The sequence below is a fragment of the Marinobacter sp. CH_CUG1437-1 genome, assembly GCF_037029655.1.
GTDB classification, from domain to species: domain Bacteria; phylum Pseudomonadota; class Gammaproteobacteria; order Pseudomonadales; family Oleiphilaceae; genus Marinobacter; species Marinobacter salsuginis.
The window spans coordinates 557,129-569,269 of the sequence record NZ_JAYMEW010000002.1; the positions used below are offsets into that span (position 1 = coordinate 557,129).

Genomic DNA, 12,141 nt, shown 5'->3' on the forward strand with positions numbered 1-12,141 from the left:
TGTTTTGCCAATACGGTCCCGGCTGATGTGCGGCAAGTCATGAATCCAGGTCTTGGCAACATCAGGATCGACAGACAAAAAAAGCCCGGTCAGCAGGGGGGAATTAACCTGACCGGGTCGCGAAAGCTAACGCTGGAAGACGCTGGGATCGCGTAAAGAGAAGTCGCCTACCCTTTCACACCACCGGCGGTGAGGCCGCCGACAATCCACTTCTGGCAGTACAGGAAGATCACGGTAATCGGCAGACCGGAGAGAACCGCCGCTGCCGCGAAATCGCCCCACAGGTAGTTCTGTTCATACAGATATTGCTGGGCACCTACCGCCAGGGTCAGCTTATCGGTGTCCACCAGAAGCACCGACGCCATGGGGTACTCCATGATGGTCATGATGAACGCCAGGATGAACACCACCACCAGAATCGGCACCGAAAGTGGCAGCAGGATGTAGCGGAAGGCCTGCCAGGTGGTGGCGCCATCCACGATAGCGGCCTCCTCCAGGGAGCGGTCAATGGAGTCGAAGTAGCCCTTGATGGTCCAGATATGCAACGCCATGCCACCCAGGGAGGCCACGATGACCGCACCGTGGGTATTCAACCCGAGCCAGCTCACGTGATTGCCGATCTGATCGAACAGAGCGTACAAAGCCACCAGGGAAAGCACCGGCGGGAACATCTGGAAAATCAGCATCGATTTCAGGACAAATCCCTTGCCGGCAAAACGCATGCGCGCAAAGGCGTAAGCACTGGTTGTAGAAAGTGCGAGGATCAGCACCGCCGAAACAACGGCGATCTTGATCGAATTCCACAACCATAGAAGTACCGGAAACGGCGGCTGAGTGGTCACACCATCTTCTCCGGTGTAGGGAATACCCAGCGCCAGGTACCAGTGTTCGAGGGAAGGGTTCTCCGGCAGCAGGCTGCCGGATGCAAAATTACCGCTGCGGAACGAGATGGAAATGACCATCAACAACGGGAACAGAATGATCGCGATGAACGCCAGCATCCCCAGGTGGGATGCCAGCACGCGGTATTTGGTGGAGCGGGGTTCAACCATGGCCATAAGAAGCTCCTTACACCTTGATCTTGGACAGTTTGAGATTGATCAGGGACAACGCGCCCACCACCAGGAAAATTGCAGTGGCAATAGCGGCGGCCAGACCAAAGTTCTGTCCGGAGTCCTGGAACGCAATGCGGTAGGTGTAGCTCACCAGAAGATCGGTGGTACCTGCCGGCGTGCTCGCGCCGATGATGTCCGGGGCGCCCCCGGTCAGCAGTGCAATCAGGACAAAGTTGTTGAAGTTGAATGCGAAGCTGGCAATCAGCAGCGGCATCAGCGGCTTGATGATCAACGGCAGGGTGATATTGAACAGATTGTTCACCGGCCCTGCTCCGTCCATGGCCGAGGCTTCATACAGGTCCCGGGGGATAGCCTGCAGAAGCCCCATGCACAGCAGCATCATATAGGGATAGCCAAGCCAGGTATTCACGATCAGAATCATGGTTCTGGCCAGCGCCGGGTCACTGAACCAGTCCGGACGAATACCGAACAGGCCCTCGAGAACCAGGTTGATCTCACCGAAGTTCTGATTGAACAAGCCTTTGAACACCAGAATCGAGATAAAGGCCGGCACCGCATAAGGCAGGATCAGCATGGTGCGGTAAAAGCCCTTGCCCCGAATCTGGCCCCACTGCAGGAGGTTGGCCAGCAGCAGCCCCAGAGCCAGGGTAAAGACAACCGTGGCAACTGCGAACGAAAGCGTCCAGACGAAGATCTCAAAGAATGGTCCGCGTATGGAAGGATCGGTGACCACCTTGAGATAGTTATCCCAGCCGATATTGACCGTCCAGCCAGGCGACAAGGCATTGCCATCGGCGTCCCGGTAGAAGCCGGTTTCCTGGTCCGGGAAATAAGTGACGCCGGTCTGGTTATTGGTCAGGCTCCCATTGTCATGCAGCGTAAACTGGGGATGGATCGCCGCGAATGAACGCAGGCTGGCCTGGCTCAGCTCGCGCCCGTCTTCGGTGATCAGGGTCAGTTCCGAGAGTTGCCCCCTGAGCTGGATGATCTCGCGAATGGACAAAGGTTCACCTTGCGGCTTGCCCGACACCGGCAAGACCGGTGCCGAGCGCTCGCCCTCATTCAGGTTTACCGGTGTTGAAGTCAGGTTCTGGTGTTCTCCCTCAAGCCAGAACACATAGCCTTCGTCGGTTTTGTAGAGCTGATAGTCATAGCGAACCGCTTCTGACTGATAGGTCCGGCTCAGGAGGTTTTCCTGCACCTGCTCGAAACTCAGCAGATTGCTGGCACTGTAATTGGTAAAGCCGATACCAACGGTATACATCAGGGGGAAAATGACGAATAGCCCCATGCCGGCGATGGCCGGAAAAATGTAACGGTGCGCGTACAGCTTTTTGCTCACGAACACCGCAACAGCCGACGCGGTGAGCACCAGAAACAGCATAGCGAAGACAAACTCACGCTGGGCGTAGAGTGCCAGAATGAGGTAGAGCGCGGCACCGACCAACGCCGCCAGCGCGCCCCATTTTAGAAATACTCGGGTCATGGAGTGTCTGCTTTCAATACCGGGAGAGGACAGGGTTTCCGTTATCATTGTAGTCAGCCCGTTGATTACCGTCGCACGTCGGCAACGGCGAATGTTCATGCACGTCCAGGCGGCCCGGTGTCGGAGGGAGGAACCCCCTCCGACACCGGTTTACCCTTTGGTTACCGGGTAATTCGCTGTGCTGCCGCGTTCAGGGCATCTTCAACGGACTGGCGTCCGGAGGTGATGTTTTGCAGGGCAGGCCCCATGGACGACCAGAAGGCACCCATAGCCGGTACGTTCGGCATGGGTTCACCCAGCTGGGCATTCTCGAAGGTCGCCTTGATATTGGGATCGGAGGAGAGTTCATCCATGAATTCCTTGTTGGCCACAGCACCCAGGGGAACGTCGTTGTTCACCATTTTCAGGCCCTTGACGGAGAGCGCGTAGTTCTCCAGGAATTCAACCGCCAGATCCTTGTTGGGACTGGCAGAGTTCAGGGTCGCGGCCATAACACCCACCATCGGTTTGCTGGGCTGGCCATCCACTGTCGGGATGGTGGTTACACCGAAGTTGATGCCGCTTTTCTCAAGGTTGCCCCAGGCCCAGGGTCCGTTGATCATCATGGCCGTCTCGCCCTTGTTGAAGCTGGACTCCATGGCGCTGTAGTCGGCTCCGCGGGGCATAACGCCCTCCTCGATCAGCCGGGTCAATGCTTTGGCACCTTTGATGGCTCCTTCGGTATTCACGCCAGTGTCCTTCACATCCACGGAACCATCGGCGTTTTCACCAAAAATGTATCCGCCAGCTGCCGCCAGCATCGGCCAGGTAAAGTAGGTGTTGTTGTAATCCCACAGAATGGCGCGCTTGCCGTCTTCCGCCAGCTTTTGGTGAACCGCAGGAATGTCTTCGAAGGCGCTGGGGGGCTCTGGCAACAGATCCTTGTTGTAGATCAGGCCAATAGACTCGACCGCCATCGGGTAGCCGTACATCTTGCCGCCCACCGTAACCGCATCCCAGGTAAAGTCATAGTTGGCGTCAATCACACTCTGGGACGGCTTGATCTCGGAAATGATGCCGCTCTGGGCCCATTCGCCGAAACGGTCGTGGGCCCAGATGAAGATATCCGGGCCATTGCCGGTTGCGGCAGATTGCTGGAACTTGTCGGTGGCGCTGTCCGGGTGGGCGACTTCAACCGGGATACCGGTTTCTTGAGTGAACCAGTCCCCCACTTCCTGCAGGCCGTCATAGCCCTTGTCACCGTTGATCCAGACCAGAAGCTTGCCCTCTTCGATCTCGGCATGGGCCGGCGCGGAGACGCCGAAGGTAGCGGCAACAATGGAGGCTGCGAGAGTGCTGCGGATAAAAGTTCGACGATTCATCAGGTGATTCCTCTGTATGTTCTTGCCTTATTCTTGTTTTCCGGCCATTCACGAGGTTGTCGGGCCGGACTCAACGCAAACTTTCTTTTGCGAGTATTGGCACTGTGTGGCAATTCCAGGTAATAAGCATCACCCCTTATTTCATTCCCCGAGGCGTAGTAGAGGGGAGTAGGCGGGCGTAGAAAATTCCTTCTACCACCCCGGGGTGGAGTCTGGTTTGATGGCATCCACAAGAATGAAAACCGTAACGGAGCATTTGCCATGAGCCCTCGCGCCAGACACCTGAAACTCTCAGCTTGCATCGCCTCAGCCCTGATTACAGCCGGTTGTGCTTCCGGCCCGGGTAAGCCCGCAGTTGTGGCCGGGCCACCCTCAGCCAATGATACCAATGTCTTTTGCGAAGCGGCGTCAGCCGAAATGACGATTCCGGTCGGTTCCGCATTCCCGGACGGGACACTGGTCCGGGATTTCTACACAGGTAACACGGCCCGGGTTATCGACGGTGAGGTAACCATGGCGCCGGGTGCCAACGCCGAGGGGCTGGTGTTACTGGAATCAGTCGACGCCAAGGCGGGCCAGTTCACCTGGGCAGGGGCGACCGTCTATTTCGCCGTAACAGACCGGTTTGCCAATGGCCGGACAGACAACGACCTGAATTACGGTCGCCAACCCGACGGCAAGGACGAAATCGGCACCTTCCATGGCGGAGATTTTGTCGGCCTGACCCGAAAACTGGATTACCTGTCGGAGCTGGGTGTCAGCGCGCTATGGATTACCCCTCCGTTCGAACAGATGCACGGCTGGGTCGGCGGTGGCGACCGGGGCGATTTCCAGCACTACGGCTACCATGGCTATTACGCCCTGGACTTCACCGTCCCGGATGCCAACTTCGGTACCCGGGAGGAATTCCGTACCCTGGTTCAGGAAGCCCATAAGCGAGGCATCCGGGTGGTCATGGATGTGGTCATGAACCATCCGGGCTACAGTACCCTGCAGGATATGCAAACCTTCCGGTTCGGTTCGCTGTTCGAGGGATTCGAAAAGCATCTGCCCGAGCGCTGGGGCAACTGGCAGCCGGAATCCTGGGAAAACTTCCACGCCTACCATGCCCTCATTGATTACGACCATCCGGATTGGCGCAACTGGTGGGGCAAAGACTGGGTCCGGGCTGGAATCGCCGACTATGACACGCCACCGAATGCCTCCGTGGATGCCCAGCGTGGCTCTCTCGCGTTTCTGCCGGATTTCAAGACCGAGGCCGACCAGCCTGTGGATCTTCCGGTTTTTCTGAGGAACAAAGCCAGCTCCAGAAGCCAGCAACTGGACAATGCCTCGGTAAGGGATTACCTGATCACCTGGTTAACCGACTGGGTCCGGGAATTCGGCGTGGACGGCTTCCGGGTGGATACCGCCAAGCATGTAGAGCCGGAGGCCTGGCTGGCGCTCAAACAGGAGGCCCAGGCCGCCCTGGATGATTACCGCAGCCGCAATCCCGACGCCGACCTGCCGGCCGAGGAGTTCTGGATGGTTGCCGAGGTATTCCCCCATTCGGTTCGCAGGACCGCCTATTTTGATGCCGGCTTCGATGCGGTGATCAACTTCGACCTGCAGGAAGAAGCCCGGGCCGGCGCGCAATGCCTGCCCGCCATGGAACCCATCTACAGTGATTACGCCAGCAAACTGCACGGCGAAGAAAACTTCAATGTGATGAGCTACATCTCTTCCCATGACACCAAACTCTTCAGCCAGATTGCCGGCAATGATCCCGCGCTACAGAGGCGCGCTGCGGCGGCTCTCATGCTTACGCCTGGCGCAGTTCAAGTGTTCTACGGTGATGAGTCCGGCCGTCCATTTGGTGCAACCGGATCGGATCCGCATCAGGGCACCCGCTCAGACATGAACTGGAATGCCATTGAGAATGGCGAGGTGTCCGATATCCTTGAGCACTGGCAGAAGCTGGGGCAGTTCCGCGAGCGTCATCCCGCGATCGGCGCAGGCGAGCACCGTTTGATCAGCCAGCAACCCTATGTATTCTCAAGAACCAACGGCGATGACCGGGTGGTGATTGCGTTCGGGAAAAAGTGACCTGACCATGAGTTATTCGAGATTTCTGGAAGACACCCCTCTTGTTCCTGGCATGATGCGTCTGCTGGACCATGCCGATCTGTGCCAGCCGGCACGGCTGGCAGACTGGATCCAGGGGAGGCTGGATGAAGGACTGACTGTCTTCGATCATGCCGACATCTACGGCGATGGCGAGTGTGAGCGTATTTTCGGCGAGGCACTGATGGCCTCACCGGAACTGCGTCAGAAAGTACAGGTTATTTCCAAAGCCGGCATTGTGCCTGCCCATCAGGACACCAGCCAGTGGACCACCAAACACTATCGGGCCGAAGCAGACTATTTTTCCGGGGCTATCGACAGGTCTCTCAGCCGGCTGCGGGTTGAGCAAATCCACACGTTCCTGATTCACCGGCCAGATCCGCTGCTGGAGGCGGAATCACTTGCCCGAACCCTGGAGCAGGCCGTCAGCGCCGGCAAGATTCGGCACATTGGGGTATCCAATTTCCTGCCGGAGCAGTGGCGCTGGCTTCAGAAAAATACCCGCCTGCCCCTGGTGTGTAATCAGAGCGAGCTGTCACTCAACCATGCATCACCGTTGTTCGATGGCACCTATGAGGCCCACCTTAGCGATGGCCTGCGCTGGCTTGCCTGGTCACCACTGGCTGGTGGTGCCCTGCCCGGCTCGGTTCCAGAAAGCCTGCTGCAAACCGCCAAAGAAGAAACCGGACTGTGCGCGACGGGGCTGGCCATCGCGTGGTTGCGGCAGCTTCCGGGTGCCCCGATTCCGGTTCTTGGCTCCATGCGTGAGGCGAGAATTGAGGCAGCGCTCAAGGGCGCCCGCACAACTCTCCCCAGACCGCTCTGGTTCGCCCTGCTGGAGGCAATGCGTCAAACCGCGGTGCCCTGAGGGGCATCGTAAAGTTGATAGAAGTCACTGACCTACAATTTGTTACCGAAAATTCCACTTTAGTCCCATTGTTGACTCCATAATCAGCGCTGACACTAGCTCTGCTTAACAAATAATCAAAAAAAGATTCGCAGCCCTCTCCCTCCATTGGCGCTGCAACTCCGGAGGCCAACCTGAATGAAGATCAGAAAAGTAATCTTTTCTGCTTGCCTGCTGTTGCTGGTGAGCTCCACTGTCTATGCCGAAACCCTGAAAATCGGCCTGAACTATCCGCAAACCGGTCGCTACAAGGATCAGGGCCTGCAACAGCGTCTGGGCGCGTTCCTGGCCGTTGACGAAATCAACAAGGCCGGCGGTGTCATGGGTCGCCAGCTGGAGCTGGTGATCAGAAATACCCGTGGCGAACCTGCTCAGGGCGCAAAAAACACCGCAGAGCTTATCGACCGTGAAGGCGTCCAGATGGTGTTCGGCGGCGTGTCCAGCGCCGTTGCCATTGCCTCGGGTAAAGCCGCCCGGGATCGCGACCGGATTTACTTCGGTACCCTCACCTACTCGAACGCCACCACCGGGGCCGAGGGTCACTCACACATGTTCCGGGAGCCCTACAACGCATGGATGACGGCCAAGGCGCTTAGCCAATACCTCACCACCAATCACGCCAACGACGACTACTTCTACATCACCGCTGACTACACCTGGGGCTGGTCCGTGGAAGAGTCGGTACGAAAATTTTCGGGAACCGAGGACATCCAGCGCCACCAGGGCGTGAAAACGCCTTTCCCCCGAGCACTGATTACCGACTTCCGTGAAGCGCTGGAGCAGGCGGAAGCGAGCGATGCCAAGGTTCTGATGATGGTTCTTTTCGGTGACGACATGGTGCGAGCCCTGAATGTCGCCTATGAAATGGGCCTAACCAAGAAAATGCAGATAGTTGTACCCAATCTCACCCTCGGAATGGCGCGCCAGGTGGGCCCCACCATTATGGAAGGCGTTATCGGCGGCTCGCCCTGGGTATGGAACGCACCCTACGAGCTGAACTACCCGCGAGGCAAGGAATTTGTAGAGGCCTTCTCAGCGCGATATGAAATGCGGCCATCCACCGCTGCGGCCTCTGCCTACAGCATCGTTTACCAATACAAGGATGCTGTGGAGCGTACCGGAACCACCAATACCGCCCGCCTCATACGGGCCCTGGAGGGACACAGATACACGTTCCTGAAGGACGAGCAGTACTGGCGGGACTTCGATCACCAGAATATCCAGACTGTGTACGTGGTGAAAGTGAAACCACGCAACACCATCATCGCTGACGAATACAGTTCCGATTATTTCAGCATCATCGATTCGATGCCCGGCGATCAGGCAGCCCAGACCCGGGAAGAATGGGAAGAGCGGCGCCGGGAGGCTGGCAAGCCCCTCCGGCTCTGAGAGTCCGCGAAGTAAGATCCGGCGATCAGAACAGGTAATCGGTCGTAAGGATCTTCGATTGTCGTCCACGCACGATGCTGGTCACCAGGTCCCTGTTGCTGTCACTGGACTTGGTGGCCACCGTTGTGCGTATCGAGAATACCCTCAGGGCATCCGATACCGACAGCGTGCCCTCCGCAGAATCCTTTCTGCCATTGAATGGCAGGGTGTCCGGCCCCCTCTGGCACTGGGCATTGAGATTGATCCGGCCTACCTGATTGGCAAGCAGATCGATCAACCGTCCCACCATATCGGAATCCGTACCGAAGATACTGAGCTGCTGGCCGTAGCTGGAATTCCGGACATGGTCGATCACTTCCTGTTCATCCGAGAAAGCAACAACAGGAATGACCGGCCCGAACTGCTCCTCATGATAGATGCGCATGTCAGAGGTTACCGGGTATAGCACGGCAGGGTGAAAATACGTGCCGTTCACTTCGCCGCCACCGGGATTGACCACCGATGCGCCTTTGGCGATGGCATCATCCACCAGCTCCCTGAGAAACCCGATCTTGCCCGGCTCGGGCAATGGCGTCAGCGATACGCCCTGCTCCCAGGGCATTCCCGCAGCCAGTTCATTGACACCTTCCGACAGATGGCTGACAAACTGATCCGCAAGGGATTCATGGACAAAAAGCAGTTTCAGGGCGGTACAGCGCTGACCGTTGAAAGACAACGCGCCGGTGACGCACTCGCTGACGGCAAGCTCAAGGTCAGCGTCTGGCAGCACAATGGCCGGATTGTTGGCGTCAAGGCCCAGCACAGCCTTGAACCGGTGCGGTTTTGGATGCATCTGTTTCAGTGCGGACGCACCCCGGTGAGTGCCAATAAAGGCGAACATGTCCACCTTACCGCTTTTCATCAACGGCCCGACGGTGTCCCTGCCCCGCCCGAAAATGATATTAATGACTCCGGGCGGAAATGACTTCCGGAATGCATCCATCAGAGGGCCGATCAGGAGCACCCCGTATTTGGCGGGTTTGAACACTACGGTGTTGCCCATGATCAACGCCGGAATCAGCGTTGTGAAGGTTTCGTTAAGTGGATAATTGAACGGCCCCATGCACAGGGCAACGCCCACCGGTAAGCGACGGGTCTGCGCCACAACGCCACCTACGATCTCGAATCTCGATGAACGTCGGTCGAGCACCTTCAACTCATGGATTGTATCGTTGATGTATTCACAAGTTCGGTCAAATTCCTTGCAAGCATCTTTCCGGGTCTTGCCGATTTCCCACATTAGCAGTTCGACCACGGACTCCCTGTGATTCCGCATCTCCGCGAGGAACTGTTCGACGTGATCGATTCTGTTGGCCACTGACATGCTTGGCCACTCTCCGTTGCCCTGACCGTAAGCCTGCACTGCCGCATCCAGAGCATCCAGGGCGGCGGCCTCATCCATCAGCGGCGTCCGGCCGATCACCAGCGGCCGAGGTTCGCTATCGCCCTCCACGATAGTGCAGATCGGGCTTCGAACTTCGGCATAAGGGCCGTCCCAATGGCGGAGTTTGCCCCCGATCAGTGCATCGGCCAATTCCACACCGCCCCCGCGAAATTTTTCAGGTACGTCGCTGTCTTTTGGGAAAAACGTCGTTTGCATCCAGCGTTTTGACTGCATGTCCATCTCCATCAATTGGTTTCGCATTCGCCGGCCAGAACGCCGGAAGCCTCGGCCAGGGCACCGGCAATCATTCCGAATTCGTCGGCGTGCAGCGAGGCACCGCCAATCAGGCCGCCATCAACGTCGGCAAGACTGAAAAGCTCGAAGGCGTTAGCCGCCTTGACGCTGCCGCCGTAGATCACGCGAAGATCCTGGCTGATGTCTTCGGATGCCTCAGGTGCGCTCTTCCCAATGAATTGACGGATCTGCTGATGCACCCGGGAAACCTGCTCTGGCGTGGCCGTTTTGCCTGTGCCAATAGCCCACACCGGCTCATAGGCAATAACTCCATTCGCCATGGCGGCAAGGCCAACTTCGTCAATCACCGCCTGAAGCTGCTGTTCAATGATCAGATTGGTGCGTCCAGACTCCCTGTCGTCCAGTGTTTCGCCAACGCACAATACCGGCGTGAGCCCGGCTCCAAGAACCGACCGGTAACGGGCAGCCACCTCCTGATTGCTTTCGCCAAACAGTAACCGGCGCTCAGAGTGCCCCACCAGCACATAGCGACACCCCATCTCCTGCAGCATGGTGGCACTGACTTCGCCGGTGTAGGCGCCGGAGACAAATCCAGACGCATTCTGGGCACCCAGCATAATGCCGGTGTAACCCAGCAGATCCCGCACCTGAAACAGATACGGGTGCGGCGGACACACGGCCAGATCAATGGACTTTCGGAACATCCTCAGCCGGGGCAACACACGAACCATCAGGGCCTGGTTTGCCTGAAGGCTGCCGTTCATCTTCCAGTTTCCAATCAGAATGGGTTTTCTCATGATGTTTCTCCCGAAAAGCAGTCTCAGGTGTCCAGGGCACAACGGATTGCGCCGACACCGGGGTAAAACGCGTGGGCGCCAAGATCCTGCTCAATGCGCAGCAGACGGTTGTACTTGGCGACCCGGTCGGATCGGCAGAGAGAGCCGGTTTTGATCTGGCCCGACCGTGTGGCCACCGCCAGATCGGATATGAAGGTATCTTCGGTCTCGCCGCTGCGGTGGGAAATCACTGTGGTATAGCCTGCATCCTGGGCCATTCCGATAGCATCCAGAGTTTCTGTAAGAGTCCCGATCTGGTTGAACTTGATCAGTACCGAGTTGGCAATGCCCCTGCGGATGCCCTCTGTGATGATTGCGCTGTTGGTCACGAAAAGGTCGTCACCCACCAGTTGCACACGTTCGCCCAATTTCTCGGTCAGCAGTTTCCAGCCGTCCCAGTCGTTTTCGTCCATGCCGTCTTCAATAGAAGCGATGGGATACTTCATGGCCAGGTTGAGCAGGTAATCCGAGAACTCCTCAGAGGTATACTCTTTACCGGCACCCTTGAGGTTGTAACGGCCGTCTTCATAGAATTCCGAAGCGGCACAATCAAGGGCAAGGACCACATCGGATCCAGGCCGGTAACCTGCCTTTTCAACGGCGGCCAGAATGAGGTCCAGTGCCTCCTCGCTGGAACGCAGGTTCGGTGCGAAGCCACCTTCATCGCCCACCGCCGTGGACAGCCTGTTTTTCCGTAGAAGCGACCGGAGGGCATGAAAGGTTTCCACCCCCATCCTCAGCGCCTCGCTGTAGCTGGGCGCCCCGACCGGTTGGATCATGAATTCCTGGATATCAACGTTGTTGTCGGCATGAGCGCCACCATTGATGATGTTCATCATGGGCACTGGCAAGATACTGGGGCCGTTGCAGCCATAGAGCTCGGCAAGATACCGGTACAGGGGCTGTTGCCGGTAATTGGCGCCGGCGTTGGCTGTGGCCAGGGATACGGCCAGAATCGCATTGGCGCCCAACTCCGCCTTGTTGGGCGTGCCATCCATCTCGCACATGAGGCGATCCATCACGAGCTGATCAAAGACCACTCGCCCCTCCAGCGCCGGAGCAATCCGTTCGTTAACACACCGAACTGCCTGCAGGACGCCCTTGCCGTTGTAGCGACTGTCATCACCATCGCGCTTTTCCAGCGCCTCCCGGGTTCCCGTGGACGCCCCGGATGGCACCCGGCCCTGCCCGACCACGCCATTTCGGAGTTCTACGTCCACTTCCACTGTGGGAAATCCGCGGGAATCCAGAATTTCCCGGGCAGTGACTGATTTTATCTGTTCCATAGCGTCGTTCCTGTTCAAT

At 57.7% G+C, this 12,141-nt stretch carries 9 protein-coding genes; 3 read left to right on the forward strand and 6 right to left on the reverse strand.

Translation table 11 applies throughout. The features are described 5' to 3' along the window. Nucleotides 1-167: 167 nt before the first annotated feature. From malG to malE, 3 genes are all read right to left on the reverse strand, one after another. Nucleotides 168-1,058 (reverse strand): maltose ABC transporter permease MalG, encoded by an 891-nt coding sequence (gene malG / locus WA411_RS07945; RefSeq protein ID WP_069183322.1) that lies wholly within the window; start codon nucleotides 1,056-1,058, stop codon nucleotides 168-170. A gap of 10 nt (nucleotides 1,059-1,068) precedes the next feature. Then, nucleotides 1,069-2,610 (reverse strand): maltose ABC transporter permease MalF, encoded by a 1,542-nt coding sequence (malF, locus tag WA411_RS07950; RefSeq protein WP_291907118.1) that lies wholly within the window; start codon nucleotides 2,608-2,610, stop codon nucleotides 1,069-1,071. Between the two features lie 113 nt (nucleotides 2,611-2,723). Continuing rightward, nucleotides 2,724-3,923: a maltose/maltodextrin ABC transporter substrate-binding protein MalE gene (malE, locus tag WA411_RS07955; RefSeq protein WP_291907115.1), complete on the reverse strand. Its 1,200-nt coding sequence runs from the start codon at nucleotides 3,921-3,923 to the stop codon at nucleotides 2,724-2,726. A 261-nt stretch (nucleotides 3,924-4,184) separates the two neighbouring features. Between malE and WA411_RS07960 the strand changes: the two genes are divergently transcribed. The 3 genes from WA411_RS07960 (at nucleotide 4,185) to WA411_RS07970 (ending at nucleotide 8,322) form a co-directional block, all read left to right on the forward strand. Next, nucleotides 4,185-6,008 carry an alpha-amylase gene (locus WA411_RS07960; protein ID WP_291907113.1) on the forward strand — a complete coding sequence of 608 codons (1,824 nt, stop codon included), beginning with the start codon at nucleotides 4,185-4,187 and terminating at the stop codon, nucleotides 6,006-6,008. Between the two features lie 7 nt (nucleotides 6,009-6,015). Further along, the gene (locus WA411_RS07965; RefSeq protein ID WP_291907110.1) at nucleotides 6,016-6,894 is read left to right on the forward strand and encodes an aldo/keto reductase; all 879 of its coding nucleotides are present in this window, start codon (nucleotides 6,016-6,018) and stop codon (nucleotides 6,892-6,894) included. A gap of 177 nt (nucleotides 6,895-7,071) precedes the next feature. Then, a complete protein-coding gene (locus tag WA411_RS07970; protein WP_291907107.1) occupies nucleotides 7,072-8,322 on the forward strand; it encodes a substrate-binding protein in 1,251 nt (416 codons plus the stop codon). 25 nt (nucleotides 8,323-8,347) lie between these two features. On the opposite strand, the gene WA411_RS07975 is transcribed toward WA411_RS07970, so the two are convergent. From WA411_RS07975 to eno, 3 genes are read right to left on the reverse strand one after another with little or no spacing between them, the layout of a single operon-like run. Next, nucleotides 8,348-9,979 (reverse strand): NADP-dependent glyceraldehyde-3-phosphate dehydrogenase, encoded by a 1,632-nt coding sequence (locus WA411_RS07975; RefSeq protein ID WP_291907104.1) that lies wholly within the window; start codon nucleotides 9,977-9,979, stop codon nucleotides 8,348-8,350. 11 nt (nucleotides 9,980-9,990) lie between these two features. Beyond that, nucleotides 9,991-10,797 (reverse strand): triose-phosphate isomerase, encoded by an 807-nt coding sequence (tpiA, locus tag WA411_RS07980; RefSeq protein WP_222464736.1) that lies wholly within the window; start codon nucleotides 10,795-10,797, stop codon nucleotides 9,991-9,993. A 23-nt stretch (nucleotides 10,798-10,820) separates the two neighbouring features. Next, nucleotides 10,821-12,122 carry a phosphopyruvate hydratase gene (gene eno, locus WA411_RS07985; protein WP_291907100.1) on the reverse strand — a complete coding sequence of 434 codons (1,302 nt, stop codon included), beginning with the start codon at nucleotides 12,120-12,122 and terminating at the stop codon, nucleotides 10,821-10,823. Between the last annotated feature and the right edge of the window lie 19 nt (nucleotides 12,123-12,141).